Here is a 17,109-nt window from a genome sequence, read left to right on the forward strand (position 1 = left end):
CTTTCTCTGCCTATTTTACAAAAAATAAGCTCATAGAGTGGAGAAGTAAACAGTCCGATCTGAAATAAGAGAATTAAAATAAAGGTGTAATACTTTATTAATGATGGTATCTAATATGTCACCTTGAATAAGAAAGGTGATTTCAATACCAATCATTTCAGCATAGGAAGTATTCCGGCATCATATGTTAAATAATGTTTTTTTGTTTTAAATCCTATATTGAAAAGGAATGATAGCATGTCAAAAAAAAATTTTTTTGACTATATCGTGATTGGTGCCGGAACTGCCGGAGGGGTAATTGCTAAAAAATTAACAGATGACAAAAAAACTTCCTTACTAGTCCTTGAAGCAGGAACAAATTTGACAAACGAGCTAAGTAGTCCTTCTGTTTTAGAATCAGTTACTTTTTCATTTGATAATAAGTTTTCATTTAATTTTCTTTCTAAACTGGAGTTAAACATTGGACGTCAGCTTCGATTATCAGGTGGCAGAGTAATTGGGGGAAGCTCAGAACATAATGCGATGTATGCAGATCGTGGAAGCAGTAACCTTTATGATGAGTGGGCAAATCTCGTCGGAGAACAATGGAGTTACGAGAATGTTCGTCCTTTATTCATAAAAAATGAAACTTATACAGGAACGACACAAGATCCAAACGAACGAGGAACAAAAGGTCCGATTTTTGTTAGACAACAAATCATTCCTGATGGTGGTGGGATTATAAAAACTTTAGCTGAAGCAACATCAGCTGTTTTGGGTATCCCAATTGTTAAAGATTACAATACAGGTATAAGAGATTGTACATTTTTTAAATCGCAATTTACCCAACAAAAAGTAGATGGAATGTTTGTTCGTTCATCTACTGCAACTGGGTATTTAAATAAAAATATTGTTACACAGGGGAATGAAGTCCACCCAGATGAGTTTGGGGTCGGTCAGAGAAAATTGGTCATTTTCGCAAAAACTACAGTGAATAAAATTCTATTTAAAGAAAAAAAGGGGGTTAACATTGCTGTTGGCGTTGAATATGTCAGAGACGGAGTGTCAGAAAGATCTTTTGCCCGAAAAGGAATCATTGTCTCTGCAGGTAATTTCTCTTCGGTTATTCTACAACGTTCAGGAATCGGAAGACCGACTGAGTTGGCTGAAGCAGGGATATCAACATTGGTAGAGAGCCCAAATGTTGGTCACAATTTTCAGGCTCATTCTTTTGTTGGAATGGGAGTAAGAGTAGAAACAAGCCGACTTCTGCAGGTATTGGCTGCTGATCCTAACCAGCCATTTGCACTAGGTGCGTTTAAAAAGGATAATGGAGATGGACGCCGCCTTCATATATTAGGGGTTCCACTAACATTTTTTGTCCCGATTCAAGATGTGTTTATTAATCAATGGCAATTTGATGACAAAAAATCGAGCAATATCATGAGTTTTGCGATAGTAGACCTTAACCCCAAAAGCAGGGGCACTATAACGGTAGCACACAGCGACCCCGAAGCTTATCCATCGGTTACCTTGAATCCACTCGAAAATCCGGATGACTTAAATTTTATGGTGGATCAATATATTGAAACGTTCAATATTATGATGAAGGCTCGTGAACTAGACCCAAGTGGCATTTATAATGTGGTATACCCTCCTGAGAATATCTTCCTGAACCCGAATGAAGAAGAAAAACGAAATCAACTTGCATCTTTTGTCAGGGCTTCATATACAAGTTTCGATCACTTTGGAGGACAATGTAAAATGGGGAGGAATATTCAACAAGGAGTTGTTGATGGATTCCTGAATATTTTTGGTACCAAAAATCTTAAAGTCGCTGATCTTTCCGTCTCTCCTATTTTACCAGATGCTAATACTTGCATGCCTGCTCAGATGATCGGTTTAAATGCGGTACGATTTATTCAAGAGGACTCTTCTCCATATGTAGTGGATGATGAGGAATTTGAAGATTTTGAGGATTGTGAACGTGATGATAAGGGTAAAGATGATGAATGCCAGGAGTAAGATATAGAAAAAAGGACCTTTCTGTTTTAGAAAGAGCTTCTTTTCAGACTTTTAAAAAAACTATCTCGAAGAGGTTGGATACTTAAAAAGGTATCCAACCTCTTATTTAATTAAATGGCCCTTTAATGGAATAACTTTATTATCACTTAACAGATTCTTAATCCACAAGAAAAACCGAAATCCCTTCTTTATAGAGATAGGAAATTCCGGTTCATCTTTTTTATAAACGGTTAAACTTTTTTCAAAACGGTGCGACTTTTTTATAAACAGTTCAACTTTATTTCAAAGCCACACTTCTTATTAAAGAAAAGCGCCCGTTTGTTGAATTAATATAAAATCATTTAATCTTTTTTACTTTGATTGACCTTAATTAATTCATCAAGCTTCTCATTTTTTTCTTTGTCTAATTTTATTTTTTCATTCATGAACTTTATTACCTTAATTACAAAATAAATAGCAAAAACAGTAAGAACTAAATAAAAAATAATAGGTAAAAAAGCTACAAGAGCAAATAATCCATCTCCACCGTTAATCATTTCAGACCTCCAAAAATATTAAATATATCAATATTATACAGTATCTTCTTCAATTAAACTGACCGGTAATTGGGGGTTACTTGAATTCGAAAGTATGATAATTGTAATAATCAATAATCTCATATTCGAAAGGCCGCCAATTGGCGGCCTTCTTATGACGCTAATGCACCCGTTACTTTAAGTACATTTTTTCACAAAATTAGTACAAGCAGATGTTGTCTGAATACGCAGTATATTTGTACTGCGCAGCTGGAAAGTTGTTCTTCTTAAAGATAAGCGCCCTACAGATCAAAAAGAGATAGTGGGTTAATCCTTTACATCTTCCTTGCATATTTAACTAACTAGCTGCCATAACGCGTTGTTTTCTTTATTTTTCGTTCCAAGCCTATTACAATTTTCATATTGAGGCTTTGAATTCCTTTATTTTTTGCATTAAACCCTAATAAATTTTTCAGAGGTAACTAATTATTATGTCGTTTGTTAACTTCAATCGTAATGAACTCCGGCAAATAGCTGGGAGTACATCCTTTTGCTACTATTTCATCTTTGTAAAGACCCGTTTTCTCACCAAGTTTAATACAACGTGCACGATTCTTTTCATCATAAACGCCTATCCAGCCTGCGGTGAAATTCATAGCCCATTGAACTTCCGGTTCTTCCTGCGTAATATTAGCTTCTAATGCAGATAGCAAGTCTGCGGTGTTATCAGGTGGTGTTTGTCCAGTCCATCTCAATCGCCCTTGATAATACCAGAAAGCTCGCCTTTGAAGAGCAGAAGGACTATTTCCCCATGACTCCATCAATGCAATTTTCTTCTTGTCTTTGGTGAGCTGATTAGCCATTAACCAATCCATTAAGTTATTTCGCTCATCAAAAGTGTGAGTCTGCATATCCTTATCAAGCTTATTTAGCACATCTTGTGAAAGAAGTTTTTTGTCCATAATTAAGATTGCTAATAGTCTGGGCAAAAACTCTTCAGTTGACCAAAGTTCCATAGCTAGTTCGTGATCTTTTTTAATGTCCTTCGCGATTTTTCGTAAGTCGCCTAGCTTAGTTTTACTATTGATCTGAGGTAGAATGTTTTCTGCTTTTGAAGAGCGTTTTATTTCTGTATCTTTTTTTTCATCCATTTTATACAACTCCTTTATTAAAGCACTGTTTCATAATATGTCCTTGACGGGATATATCAAGAACTTAATTTCGTTATAAGTCTTATTGCAGTGGTGTGCCTCCAAAGTTTACCTTTTTTAATATTGAAGCATATATCGTATTAAAGCTTTCTCCACCTATAATAGAAGAGCAACCATCTTTAATATAGTAATAACATTTACTTCCTTTTAATTGGATACGAAAAGAGCATTCCTTTTTAAAGAAACGCACCCGTTACTTTAAGTATATTTTTTCACAATCTTATGGGTTAAATCTTAAACATTTATAAATAATCTAATAATATAATTTCTTTTTAACTCTTAATTGAGGATTCGAGATTAACTTTGCTTTCGCAATTCCTCTCTTAAATCTTACATTGTTCAACCATTCAACAATTGCATTTGCGTCATAATTAGGGCAAATTCTTTCGCCATTTTCTAAAGCCCAATATTTTGTATTCTTTTCCTCATCAAAAATCCACTTTAGAAAGTCCTTCTGAATACAGTTCATCTTCCTTCCTACTTTTGTTGAACAAGAAATGTATTGAATAAAGTCGTCACCAAAGTCAATTTTAGTAATCATAAGTTTCAACTCCTTAAAAAGCGTTACTGCTTAGTTTAGAAACGCACCCGATAGTTGAATAAGGCTTTTAAAGAAACGGAATGCTTATTCCCCATATCCCAGCAGCAATACATAAAAGTCCTCCGACAAGAAACAAAATTTTAATGAACCAAAAATTAAAAGATACAGGTAATGGAGTTATATGCCTGACACTATTATAAGTCTTGTCGTTAAAGAACCGTTCCCTTGTTGCGTGAAAAAACATATATATTGCAAAAATGCCAACCACCAAAACAAATATACCCGCATAAAAGTCTTTTCCCATTCAATTAACCCCGCACAACTTAAATTTAATTCCTTTTTTATACAATTCCCAAGCTCATATTGTTTCAACCTTTGTTCAACTATCCTGCCCCGTTAGTGCCATAAGAAAAAGGCTGCCGCAGCAACCCCTGTTAATGAACTAACGCACCCGATAGTTTAAGTATAATCATTCACAATCTCTATTAACTTCTCTAAAATTTTTAAGTTATGTACAAAAACTATACTTTGACATCGCAAAAAGTATGGAGATTATTTCAAGTAAAATAAAACTGCCAAGTTGATTTTTAAACTCACTTATTTATTGAGTTCATTAGTTGGAAGAAGTATTCAAGTTTGTGAGTCTTATTTAGGTTATACCATAAATGTAATGTATCTGGTGCAAATACATCTAATTTTTTCAGTACTTCCATCGCAAATTCCAAAGGAGCTACTCCTGATGCAGTAACCAAATTTTCTCCAGTTACTACAGGTTCCATCTCATAAAAATTTTCTCCTTTATAATTAGGACAGACCATTTTAATATACTCTAAGCTATTGCTTGTATGCTTTCTAGAATCTAGATATCCCATATTCGCTAGTCCTTCAGTTGCACCACAAATAGCAGCAACAATAGTGCCAAGCTTTAAAGCCTCGCCAATTTTTTTCAAGATAGGTTCATGAATAGCTTCTCCCCATGTATTCCCTCCAGGTAGAATTACAACATCTTTACTATCAAAGTTACATTCATCAAGGGCAATATCTGGTTTTATACTCAGTCCCCCCATCGTAGTAATAATTTCTTTATTCGCTCCTACTGTAATTACTTTTAAAGGTGCTAAATCCTTTTTGAAATATCTTCCTGAATTTAGTTCAGCAATTAAATATCCATATTCCCAGTCTGACATTGTATTAAATACATATAGATAAACTTTTTTTATTTTCATCCACTAACACTCCAATCATAATTTTCATAGTTTATTTTTTCCACATCAATAGCTACTCCATCAAAAAGAACGTACGTTCCTTTTAATGCGATTATATACCACAATTAACCAATAGTCTATTACTTATTGAACTGTCCTGCCCCTATAGTTCATTAAGAAAAACCAAAATTAGATCATTTCGGTTAATCTTTTTTATAAACGGTTAAACTCTTTTCAGAACAGTACAACTGTTTGGGGGATTTTTGTTATGGTGACCATAAAAAATTAGAATGGTAAATTATGCCTATTACAACTCGTTAATTAGGCTTTCCCACATTTAGAAAATATTAAAATAATTAGAATTATTCATGTTATTTGATTTTTACTAATCTATAATAAACTATATGGGAATAAATAGGAGGTATGTATCATTGATGAAGAAAAAGTTTATTTTACCTGTAGCTCTGTCGTCAGCGATGTTGGTAGGTTCTATCTCAGTTAGCAGTGTATTTGCGCAGCCGGCTGATTCGAAGGTCATTAATAGTGTACAAGCTTCTAAGGAGTGGAATGAAAAAGCAAGCGTTCCATTATTTGTGAAGGAGAGATTTGCAGAGAGATTCTCTTCTAGCACCTCTTCCGATGCATTTAATTATTTGAAGAAAAACGAAAGTAAAACCGGAATTAATAATCCGAATAAGAATCTAAAAGTGAAGAGTGTACAAAAAGATAAACTAGGTATGACTCATGTCCGCTTTAACCAGTCAGTAAATGGAGTGAATGTAGAAGGATCTGAGGTTGTTGTTCATTTTAATAAGAATAATGAAGTCGTATCCGTCAACGGAAGGATAAATAAAACGATTTCCGATAAGGCAGTGGACACGTCTGCTTCTTTAAGTGGTGATGCTGCACTAAAGACAGCATTATCCTCTGTCAATGCTCCTGAAGAGCTGACCTATGAACCAACTACTGAGCTTGTTGTTCTTCCTTTTGAAGGGGAAAATTATACAGCCTATAAAGTGAATGTTAACTTCATGGGGCATGATCCTGGGAACTGGTTTGTTTTTGTGGATGCAAACACAGGAAAAGTCATCGACAAATATAATGGCTTAATGCATGCTGATGAAATGAAAACACAAAAAGGTGCTGGAAAAGGTGTACATGGCGAGCACAGGGAATTACATATTACCCAAGTGAAGGAACCGAATTCTGGAACGAAGTTTACATTAGCAGATTACTCTCATGAGAACCTTGAAGGAATCGTAACGTATGATGCTAAAAATGATAACACTTCCAGTAATGATACTCTCTATGTGGGGAATTCTGCGGCATTTATCGGCGACTATGATCGAGCGCTTGTCGATGCACACTATAATTCAGAAAAGGTATATGAGTATTATCTAAATGAGCATGGCCGCAATTCCCTTGATGGGGAAGGAATGGCGATCATTTCTAAAGTTCACTATGGTAACAATTATAACAATGCTTCTTGGAATGGGCGTTGGATGACCTATGGTGATGGTGACGGTGTGTTCATGACTTCTCTATCAGCTGGTCTTGACGTTGCTGCACACGAAATGACTCATGGTGTCATCACTCATTCAGCAAATTTAGTATACCGCAATCAATCCGGTGCATTAAACGAATCGTTTGCTGACGTCTTTGGTGCACTTGTTGACAATAGTGATTGGGAAATGGGCGAGGATATTATGGCACCGGCTGCTAAAGCTGATGGTGTAACAGTTTTGCGCAGCTTAAGTAATCCAAACAGTGTTGTCGTCAGCAACGAGCAAAGAAGGGCGTATAGTACAAATGGCGGAGTCTATCCAGACCATATGGATGAGTTTTATAATATGCCAACCTCTGTAGATGGCGGTGGTGTCCATGTTAACTCCTCCATTACAAACCATGCCGCATACTTGATTGGTCAAGAAATTGGAAGAGAAAAATTAGGACAAATCTACTATCGTGCTTTAACGGTTTATTTAACCCCTAATTCCGATTTCAGCGACGCACGTCAGGCTATCGTTCAGTCTGCTATCGATATTTATGGTGAAAGCAGCGAGGAAGAGGCTGCAGTCCAATCTGGATTTGATTCGGTGGGAATATACTAAGTATTTCAGATAGCCTGCAAGAATCACTGATATATCCCCCATATGGACAGTACATGCTCATTTTTCTCTCCATGAAACCCGCCCGTAATTTATGCAATAAAAACGGGAAATACTTAAAATGTTTTTCCGACAAAAGACCATATATCAATGATGTATCAAATCCTGTATATTGGATAATTCGATGCCATTTTAAAACAATTGATATCACTGGCTTTTTGAAAATATCAACTGCCGGGAAGGGCCATTATGTAAAGTAGTTCTGCATTCCACATGCAACTTTTTGGCTACTGTTGATATTTATTAATTACACACTTTTAACTAAGATAACTTTAGTTGAGGAAACATATTAAAGGATCTTCCAATGGAAGATCCTTTTTCATTATCGATAAAATCGATCTCCTATGTAAACTCGCATAGTATTTTTGTTCAACGCCTCCGTTTTGGCGCTCCTTGTTGAACTATCCTTATTTTAATTTGTTGCAGCATTACGACACCCACTCCTTTCCTTTGAAATCTCCTGTTACTCTTTATTCGGTTATCATTTTAAATTCCTTGTTGAACTAACCGATAAATGACCGCCTTGCATTTCTTGACAAATTTACGAAGGATTTTTCGCGGCTGGTAATCGAACAGATTTAGTTAGTGAACCATTCCGTTTATATAATCGGGATATTGCAGCTAGTGCATCACCTAAGGGAACGCTCGATTGTATTACCGCCTTTAGTAAGACAGATTTTAGAGAGGACTTGGAAAAGTTCAATATACCTACTCTTATTATTCACGGAAAACGCACATATGATTCCATTCCTGGGAGTAAGCTCGCTCTAATACAGGGTGGTCCGCATGGATTAAACGTAACTCATGCAAAAGAATTTAATGAAGCGTTACTAACATTTTTAAAAGACTAATAAAGTAATGACAATTTTACTTAAATGAGAAAGAGCAGTCTTTCTTTTTTACAAGGTTGTTATGAGGATAAATAAAACCTAAGTGTTACTTTGTAAAATTAAAGACAAGTGAATTTTTATCCTTACTCACTTTTTCACCTCTTTTCCAAGGCATTACTATCCTGTTAAACTGGCATTAAATTGGATTGGACAAGTATTTATAAATCCAAGCTATTTGCATTTAACAATTAATCTTAGATGAAGTAACAAATCCGTTCGTATACTTTTACGAACGGGAGTAACAATACTGTACCCCATTTCGCAAATTTTATAGGCTAAGAGATGCCAACCTAAAAAGTCGAACTCCTCTACGTTAAGGGCTCGACTTTACTCTTTTAGGCTTTCCTGCTTGTACAACATAATTGGTTTTGTGAGGAATTCTCATAATTTTTTTTGATGTATGCCATTCTTGTACCGGTTAAAGCCTTTTCTACAGCGATTTCCCCATATTTCCATCCTATCGGATAGATTTCCTATATCGCATTGAAATCGATATTTTTCTGCCAGTCCTCATATGATTCAGGATCGATTTTCTTTGCTTGTTCCAGGAATGTATCCAATAACCCCAATTTCTTTAGATCACGAAACATCTTCGGATTATATGGATCATCCATTGTGAGACCATCTGAATGATCAATTGCTTTCAGCACATTACCCTCTGTTACTACAAAATGTCCGATTGAGGTCTTGATCCTAATAAATCCAACTCTCTTTAATTCCTTTCGAATCATTATGATTTGTTCTGTAAACGATTCGGGAATATCTTTCGTTTCTTTCAAGTAATCCTTTAAATTGGGACCTTTTAAATACTCCATAATTACATAGTTTGGTCCAACTTCATATAACCTCGGAACAATATGAGTTTCCTTCGCTGCTTCAAGTGCTTTCCCCTCTTTAGTTGCTGCATTTGGATTGACATAAATCTTTACGCAACGATCCTTATCTAGCTGGAAAACAGCACCTTGAGTTCCTTCCCCAATTAGTTTTAATGTGGTTGGATTATGAATAATAAGCTCTTTTGCACCGTTCTTTTCTATTCTTTCAACCTTAATTAATTTAAAATCATTCATCTAACCTACCACCTCTTTTCTTCTTTTTGATAACCCTAATATCTATAATATGAAATCATCGATTTGTTGCTTTAGGTTAATAACACACTTTTTCACAAAATTAAGTCATACCCTCTTTTACAGGGTTCTTAATGATGAACAGGTCCTAAAGGAAAGCTTTTCCCAGCATTTCTTCAGTGTCTTATGCTCATACACCTACAATTAAGAACTTTACAAAAAACATACAAATATATGTACTTGTCCGTTTCAAATCCTTTCCAATTTGCATTTACTATAAAAGAGGAATAACCAGAAAGGAACTGATCAGAAAGGAGAGTTTACATGGGATACATTGAAGATTTACGTGCGCTCGTTGGGCCAAGAGCTTTGATACTTACAGGGGTCACCGTTTTGGTTATCGATCAGAACAGCCGTTTTCTGATGGTACAATCCGGTAAAATTTGGAAATTACCAGGCGGTTTTATCGAATTAGGAGAATCTGCGGAAGAAGCATGCAGGCGTGAAATTTTGGAGGAAACGGGAATTAATATCGGTAACCTTCAATTAATTGGCGTTTTTTCAGGGAAGGAATATTTTACGAAGCTGCCTAATGGTGATCAATACTTTCCAGTCAACATTGCTTACGTGACCGAAGAAATACTCAGCGGGGATTTAAAACCTGATGATATAGAAATACAAAAAGTTCAATTTTTTAAATGGTCCGCCTTTCCGAAAGAATTAACTGAACGAGATCGACAAATATTTCAAAGTTTTATCGAAAATTTGATTTTAGAGGGAAGGAAGGGATTGAAATAGTGAAGACAATCGCTTTTTACATTAGAGAACCTATTAAAATAAATCAAGGATTTATGTACAATCAGATCATTATGTTGGATCAATATCGGCCTATTGTAATAGGCCCTTACCCAAATAGCGACAATGTTCAATATCAGTTTGAACATTATTATAATTTGAACGAAATTCAAGACCTCGGAGCCTTCTTTAAGGAGCAAAATGTAGTTGCGATTCACGCTCATCAAGGGAAACATTCCATCGATATTTTACCAACAGCTATAGAGTATGATATTCCATTGATAGTGCATTTTCGAGGACGTGATTCATCCACTCAAACATATAAGAGATTTCGCAAAAATGTCCTCCGATATCAAAATTTAGTAAAACATGGAGCTGGTTGTTTTGCAGTTTGCCATTTTCTTGCAGATGAATTAATGAAATTAGGATTTGAAGAAGATAAAATACATGTATTATATGGTGGTCTAGATTTAGATTTATACCCATTTTTCCAACGTTCCTTACCTAAGGAAGGAGAAATCCGAATCTTGTCTGTAGCCAGACTTGTCGAGAAAAAAGGATTCCTTACGCTTTTGAAGGCTTTTCAACGGATTCATCAGGAATTCCCAAGAACGACACTGCACATTATTGGGACAGGAGAAGATGAAGAGAAGATAAGAGTTTTCATTGATGAAAACCAATTAACCGAACACGTTTTTCTTAGAGGACCAATGGATTCCAACCAAATTTCTAAGGAATTAAGAAATTCCCATCTCTTTTGCCTTGCTAGTGAAACGGGCGAAGATGGCGATGTAGAAGGGATTCCAAATGCATTAAAAGAAGCCATGGCAAGCGGTTTACCAGTCATCTCCACCTTTCACGGAGGGATTCCAGAATTGATTGAGCATAAAAAATCAGGATTCCTTGTTCCTGAGAAAGATGATTTAAAATTGGCTCAAGGTATAAAATATTTCCTGAGTCATCCAAGAGTATGGAAAAGATATACTAGAAGTGCAAGACAGGTTATTGATGAAAATTTTGATTTGAATAAGCAAATCATCGAACAACAAAGGCTATACAGCTTAATAGAAAAAAATAACGGAGATAATTGACATGGAAACCATGGGACAGTCCAAATATCCAGTTGAGCTCGTACAAACTTTAGTGGGTGGAACGGCTCATGTCATTCGTTTTAGCGATGGTAAAAAATATGTAGTGAAATGGAACGGTACTCAGAGTAAAAGAGCCAAAGAAGTAGTAAATGAGTATGTGGTCGGTAAATTAGCAATGTTTCTTTCCCTCCCTGTTGTCCCCTTTGAACTAGTATTTATCCCAGAAGAATTCATAAAGAATACTCCTAAATTACATTCAAAAAAATACAAATTCAGTTCTGGATGCCAATATGCGTGTTTATTTATCGAAAACAGTATTGTACCAGATGAAGTGGTTAAAGCTTTTCCATCCAAGACGGAAGTGAAAAATCACGATATGCTTGCCGCAATGGTGGTATTCGATCTTTGGGTGAATAACATCGATCGGACTATGAGCAATTTACTTCTGGAACATCTTAGTGATGGCAGCTATTTTGTCCATTTGATTGATCATGGTATATGTTTTCCGGGTGGATATCAATGGTCTGCAAAAACGCTTACTCAGAAACTGAATTATGATATCCCTTACCAAGAAACTTACCGATGGGCCTTCTCTATGCTTAATGAAGAAGATTTTACATCGTTTGTAGATAAAATTGTATCCCTTCCAAACGAATTAATCTATGAAGTTACCCAATCCATCCCTGAAGAGTGGGGAGTCTCGAACGAGGAAAGTGCAGCGCTGTACAATTTTCTTGTAGAACAGAAAAGTCATTTACCGAATCTTATAACCAATTTCATCAATCAATACAAGAGCAATATAGTTAATAAAAAAGATAAAGAGAAAAAGGTAAAGAATAAAAAAGATAAGAAAAATAAAAAGAAAAAGAGCTAGACAAATATTTCTAAAGGAGACAAAGTGATATGAAAAAATACCCAGTTAAATATGTACAAACCTTAAGGGGTGGAACCGCTCATGTCATTCTTTTCAGTGATGGCAAAGAATATGTAGTGAAGTGGTTCGATACTAAGAAAGGAAGAGAAAAAGAAGTAGTCAATGAGTACCTGATCGGCAAATTGGCAGAGCTCCTTTCACTTCCCGTTATCCCATTTGACCTTGTATTTATACCGGAAGAATTTATCAAGAAGACTCCTGAATTACAATCTACTAAACTCAACTATAGTTCTGGATACCAGTATGGCTGTGTTTTTATTGAAAACAGTACAGTTTTCGAGAATGTTAGAGTAAATCCTCCCACTAAGACGGATGTTAAAAACCGAGATATGCTTGCCGGTATAACGGTATTCGACCAATGGGTGAATAATTCTGACCGAGGTACGATGAATGTCATTTTGGAAATTCTCAATGATGGAGGCTATTATGTCCATATGATTGATCATGGCAGAGTTTTTCCGGGTCGCTACCAATGGTCTGCTCAAACGCTAAGTGAACCACCGGTATATAACTACCACTGGCCTTTTTATAAATGGGCTTTCTCTCTTCTCGATGATCACAAAGAGCTTACATCGTTTATAGAAAAAATAGTGAATTTGCCGAACGAATCGATCTATGAAGTGATCCAATCCATCCCTAAAGAGTGGAATGTGGGTACGAAGGATAGAGATGCTCTTTACCAGTTTCTTTTAGAACAGAAAAATAAATTGCCAGATATCGTGGATCGTATCATCCATCATCATAGCAATCCAAAATAACGTGGTTTTTTTCCCACAGAATAAAGTAACTCCTTATCAGCTTTAAGGGAGTTACTTTTTTTGTCTATAAATCTTTCCATTCCATATAGGATTCCGGGTCCATTTCTTTTAACTGTTCCAAGAACAACGGTAATAGACCCAACTTTTTTAAACCTTTGAATATCAACTCTGGCCGGTATCGAACCCTTGTATAGGAGCTATAATGATCTATTACTTTTAATTCCTCTTCCTTTGTTACAATAATGTGGCGCAAATCGGCATCCAATCTGGTAAACTTTAAACGCTTCATTTCATTTAGCACAAAAAGAATTTGCCTCATCATTTTTTCGGATAGGACCCCTCCAGACTCTAAATACTGGAATAAAGTTGGCCCCTCAATATATTCCATAATAATATAGTTTTGCCCCACCTCATAAAGCCGGGGAATTGTGGGAGAATTCTGTGCAATTTTCAATACATTCCCCTCTTTAACGGCATATTCTGGTTTTGCACAAATTTTCACGCATTTGTCTGAAGAAATTTTAAAAACGGCTCCTTGCGCCCCCTTACCAATCAGCGGAAACGACGTTGGATTTTTTATTACATCTACTTTTTTAATCCCTTCAGTAACCCTAATAGATTTAAAGTCCTCCACTTTCTATCACTCCTTCACATTTCCTATCATGATATTACTTTTTATCCTTTTTTTTCTTTTTCTCTAAGTTTCTCCATTCCATATAAGATTCTGGATCTGCTTGTTTTACTTGTTCCAAAAATGATGAAAATAGACCCTTTTCATTCAAATCTTTGAACAGCTCTGTAGGTACGGAGTCAATTTTTATAAAAGAATTCGCATGGTCTATTACTATAAGCTCTTCTTGAGTATTCACGAAGATGTGTCTTAATTTTGCGTCCAGCCGTGTAAACTTTAAACGTTTCATTTCTTTTAGCAAGAATAGGATTTTCTTCGTCATATCTTCCGATAAGAAATCTTTTGATTCAAGTAATTGGTCTAAAGAAGGACCGTCAATGTACTCCATTACAATATAATGGGATCCGACTTCAAAAAGCCTTGGAACTATGCGCGCTTCCTGTGCAGCTCTTAACGCTTGACTCTCATTTAGACAACGTTCTGGGTCCGGAAAAATCTTCACACAGCGATCAGGAGAAATTCTAAAAACAGCGCCTTGTTTTCCCTTCCCTATCATCGGATACGATGTTGGATTGTCAACAACGGTTACTGTTTTTTTACCACTTGAAACAATAATAGATTTAAAATCCTCCAATATCGATCAACTCCTTATTATATGTTTGGGCTCCTTGATTGAGGTCCATAGCTTACTATATTTTATGTAAATGATTAGAGTTTGCTATAGTCAAGCGCCGTTTCCTTGTCCCATTGACACCATATAATGAATTTATAAGATCCTTTTCTCTTCAAAATATATTTGACCCGTGAATTTCTAAAATTTTAGTGAAAAGTAGGAGAACAGCATGAATGATTTCAGCTCTATTACTGTGACCCGCAGAGGAAAAGAAGAAGAGTTGGTTGTTAATAATCCGACTTCATACCCATTGATAGGCAAAGGGATACAGGGAGCCGTATTCAAGTTAACGGAAGATCGTTGTGTGAAAATATTCTTAAAACCGAAAAATGTTAAGAAGGAAAAAGAGGCGATGATCAAAGGTCAAGGTTTGCCATTTATGCCGAAGTTTTTTGAATCAGGCCCAAATTATATCATTATGGAATACATCGATGGTCCTTCATTACGTGATTATCTTAAGGAACAAGGGACGATATCCGAATCTATTACTCAACAGCTGGTTAATATGAAAAAGGAAATGAATCGTTTAGGATTTACTAATTTAGATCGCTGCGTCACTCGTCACATATTTGTTGATAATCAGCATGTTCTAAGAGTCGTAGATCATGCGAATTCTTATGATTGGAAACCCATACCGGTTCGGCTTTTAGATTCCTTATCTGAACTAGGATTAATTGACCCCTTTTTGCGGCAAGTCAAAGTTTTGGACTCTGAACTATATTCGGAATGGAATAACTTCCTGTCAAAGCCGCGCAAGTGAAGGCAACGAGCTACTTTCAAGTTTGAGTTAATAATAAACCAAACCCTTGCAAGTAATTACATGATCTCTCTTGGAAGCAATTCGCGATAAGCATGTCGCGAATTTTTTTGCAGTCTGCATCTTTCTGCCCTTAGAATCATTTTTTTGCCTTGGAGTTGAAGGATCTGCTGCGTGGGAACACCGATGCGCCTATCGCAGTTCTAATACAAAGAGAATTTAATCACGTTCTGAACAATGGCGCGTAGAACCTATTGGATAGATACTTGACCAACCAAATCCAATTTAGTGGGAAGTAATGCATTGGAAAAAGAGGATACAAAATTAGGTAAAGGCAAAAATGTAAACATTGTGGACATAGCCAATGCAAATGCTCATCTAAACAAGAACAAAAGGTAGAGCAAAACATTGAAGTGAAAGTAAACGTACCTGCTCAAGGTAATCAAGGACCTCAAGGACCTCAGGGAGCTCAGGGAGCTCACTCAAGGCGTTCAAGGAGACTGGAACAACCAACAGCACCAACAGGTCCGATAGGTGCTACTGGTGATCCAGGATCTGGAGGGTTAATTCCATTTTCAACGGGTATTATCATCAGTGGTGCTACAGTAGTCTCAGCTGCTCCAATTTTAATGGGTATTGGTAATCACACGGTTGAAGTTATTGACGTTCTGGACAATCAACTAGTCCACCAGAAGCAGGTGGTTTTGCTTTCCCAATTCCCTTTGCGGGAACCGTTCAAAATATACAAATAAGCGTAGATTTATTGGTTGCTTCAGTGGCTGCGATAAATGCTGTCGGTGTTGAATATGAGTTTACAGTATTCCGCGCACCTTCAGTTCCTAATACAGGGATTGTTCATCTTTCTTCACCTTACGTGACAACTCCGCTGACTAGTTCGGTTAGATTCGGATTTCCGAATACTACTATTACTCCCGGTACTTTCCTTACAGAGCAACCAATATAAATCTGGGATCATTAACAGTCGCTGCGGGTGATCGTATTGGTATTCGTGTAAGGAGGGTTGAGTCGACGGATGCCTCAGCAGCTGATATCACCCAACTCTCATTTAGCACAAGTACCAATCCACAACTTGTTCTATTATCTATGTTTATCCTTGTTTCTGCTATAAATGCAGGAAGATATGGGGTAGGTGGTATGATTATGCCAACTTTTCAAGAAAAGCTATTTGCTAAAAAAACAACAGGTATAAAAAGTGCTGCTTAATTTTCAGTACATTAAAAGATCACTAGTATGAGCTGTCTTTTTTTGATTATGAAAAGTAAAGTATATGTACTATCGATACAGCTTATTTTTTTAAAATACAAGTCGGGTAGGAGAGTGCTCCTACCCGACTTGCGTTGAAGAGCCCTTGGATTCTATTAAATCTGAGGTTTTTTTGATTGCTGTTAATTGCAATTATGATAACTATAGTTTTAGTTGCCTTGAGGGCAACCTTTTAGCCTTAAAGGCTAGTATTTTTTATCTTGGTTCTTCTCCCTTGTTTTAAGGTGTTATGGTGAGGAAGTCAACAACGGCACTTAGCCATATTACAGCTAATGTCTCTGCCAAAAAGCTTCAGGTGAAACTACGGAAAGAGATTAGTTTTTAACTGTCTTTTTCACTTGATCGAAATATCAGGAGCAAAAACATGCTCAAGGCGATTTGCATAAATTAGATAGGGATATCTGTATACCGGTGTTGATTTAGTCGCTTTACATCGTATCAGACCGGATGCCTTATTGCTATCTTTTGGAAATAACTAGCAAATCAAATGACGTGAAAACAAGTATAAATCTTGATTCCAAAGTAACCTAATCCCTAAAAACAAGTGGGGTATTCCTTTTGAAATAGCCCACATGAGTCCCCATA

15 protein-coding genes and 1 pseudogene are annotated in these 17,109 nt (G+C 36.2%); 9 read left to right on the plus strand and 7 right to left on the minus strand.

Going from position 1 to position 17,109, the window contains the following annotated elements; translation table 11 throughout:
* Positions 1-237: 237 nt before the first annotated feature.
* Positions 238-2,004 carry a GMC family oxidoreductase gene (locus QUF86_RS27505; RefSeq protein ID WP_289336398.1) on the plus strand — a complete coding sequence of 589 codons (1,767 nt, stop codon included), beginning with the start codon at positions 238-240 and terminating at the stop codon, positions 2,002-2,004.
* Positions 2,005-2,345: 341 nt separating this feature from the next.
* Here QUF86_RS27505 and QUF86_RS27510 read toward each other — a convergent pair whose 3' ends face one another.
* The 4 genes from QUF86_RS27510 to QUF86_RS27525 form a co-directional block, all read right to left on the minus strand.
* Positions 2,346-2,540, minus strand: coding sequence for a hypothetical protein (locus tag QUF86_RS27510; protein WP_061463105.1), 195 nt, complete (start codon positions 2,538-2,540; stop codon positions 2,346-2,348).
* 461 nt (positions 2,541-3,001) lie between these two features.
* On the minus strand, positions 3,002-3,670 hold the full coding sequence (locus QUF86_RS27515; protein WP_289336399.1) for a DNA alkylation repair protein: 669 nt from the start codon (positions 3,668-3,670) through the stop codon (positions 3,002-3,004).
* 313 nt (positions 3,671-3,983) lie between these two features.
* Positions 3,984-4,271, minus strand: a complete 288-nt coding sequence (locus QUF86_RS27520) for a hypothetical protein (protein WP_289336400.1) — start codon at positions 4,269-4,271, stop codon at positions 3,984-3,986.
* Positions 4,272-4,864: 593 nt separating this feature from the next.
* A complete protein-coding gene (locus QUF86_RS27525) occupies positions 4,865-5,497 on the minus strand; it encodes a type 1 glutamine amidotransferase family protein (RefSeq protein ID WP_289336401.1) in 633 nt (210 codons plus the stop codon).
* Between the two features lie 413 nt (positions 5,498-5,910).
* Between QUF86_RS27525 and QUF86_RS27530 the strand changes: the two genes are divergently transcribed.
* Together QUF86_RS27530 and QUF86_RS27535 are read left to right on the plus strand one after the other, a co-directional pair.
* A complete protein-coding gene (locus QUF86_RS27530; protein WP_289336444.1) occupies positions 5,911-7,587 on the plus strand; it encodes a M4 family metallopeptidase in 1,677 nt (558 codons plus the stop codon).
* Between the two features lie 567 nt (positions 7,588-8,154).
* Positions 8,155-8,495, plus strand: a pseudogene (locus tag QUF86_RS27535) (alpha/beta fold hydrolase); the annotation flags it as partial.
* Between the two features lie 512 nt (positions 8,496-9,007).
* Here QUF86_RS27535 and QUF86_RS27540 read toward each other — a convergent pair.
* Positions 9,008-9,604: an RIO1 family regulatory kinase/ATPase domain-containing protein gene (locus QUF86_RS27540; protein WP_289336402.1), complete on the minus strand. Its 597-nt coding sequence runs from the start codon at positions 9,602-9,604 to the stop codon at positions 9,008-9,010.
* A gap of 321 nt (positions 9,605-9,925) precedes the next feature.
* Between QUF86_RS27540 and QUF86_RS27545 the strand changes: the two genes are divergently transcribed.
* The 4 genes from QUF86_RS27545 to QUF86_RS27560 are packed head-to-tail and all read left to right on the plus strand — an operon-like array spanning position 9,926 to position 13,179.
* The gene (locus QUF86_RS27545; protein ID WP_289318931.1) at positions 9,926-10,399 is read left to right on the plus strand and encodes an NUDIX hydrolase; all 474 of its coding nucleotides are present in this window, start codon (positions 9,926-9,928) and stop codon (positions 10,397-10,399) included.
* Positions 10,399-11,487, plus strand: coding sequence for a glycosyltransferase (locus QUF86_RS27550; RefSeq protein ID WP_289336403.1), 1,089 nt, complete (start codon positions 10,399-10,401; stop codon positions 11,485-11,487). The genes QUF86_RS27545 and QUF86_RS27550 overlap by 1 nt, the downstream gene beginning before the upstream one ends.
* A 1-nt stretch (position 11,488) precedes the next feature.
* Positions 11,489-12,361: a HipA family kinase gene (locus QUF86_RS27555; protein ID WP_289336404.1), complete on the plus strand. Its 873-nt coding sequence runs from the start codon at positions 11,489-11,491 to the stop codon at positions 12,359-12,361.
* A 29-nt stretch (positions 12,362-12,390) separates the two neighbouring features.
* Entirely contained in the window at positions 12,391-13,179 is a 789-nt protein-coding gene (locus tag QUF86_RS27560) for a HipA family kinase (protein ID WP_289318934.1), read from the plus strand.
* Between the two features lie 64 nt (positions 13,180-13,243).
* On the opposite strand, the gene QUF86_RS27565 is transcribed toward QUF86_RS27560, so the two are convergent.
* Positions 13,244-13,813, minus strand: coding sequence for a kinase (locus QUF86_RS27565; RefSeq protein ID WP_289318935.1), 570 nt, complete (start codon positions 13,811-13,813; stop codon positions 13,244-13,246).
* A gap of 34 nt (positions 13,814-13,847) precedes the next feature.
* A complete protein-coding gene (locus tag QUF86_RS27570; protein WP_289318936.1) occupies positions 13,848-14,444 on the minus strand; it encodes an RIO2 family protein in 597 nt (198 codons plus the stop codon).
* A gap of 208 nt (positions 14,445-14,652) precedes the next feature.
* Here QUF86_RS27570 and QUF86_RS27575 point away from each other — a divergent pair, with 208 nt between their 5' ends.
* Both QUF86_RS27575 and QUF86_RS27580 read left to right on the plus strand, forming a co-directional pair.
* On the plus strand, positions 14,653-15,243 hold the full coding sequence (locus QUF86_RS27575) for a serine/threonine protein kinase (RefSeq protein WP_289336405.1): 591 nt from the start codon (positions 14,653-14,655) through the stop codon (positions 15,241-15,243).
* 410 nt (positions 15,244-15,653) lie between these two features.
* Positions 15,654-15,992, plus strand: coding sequence for a hypothetical protein (locus QUF86_RS27580; protein WP_289336406.1), 339 nt, complete (start codon positions 15,654-15,656; stop codon positions 15,990-15,992).
* Positions 15,993-17,109: the final 1,117 nt, after the last annotated feature.

This window comes from Peribacillus sp. NJ11 (assembly GCF_030348405.1).
GTDB lineage: Bacteria > Bacillota > Bacilli > Bacillales > DSM-1321 > Peribacillus.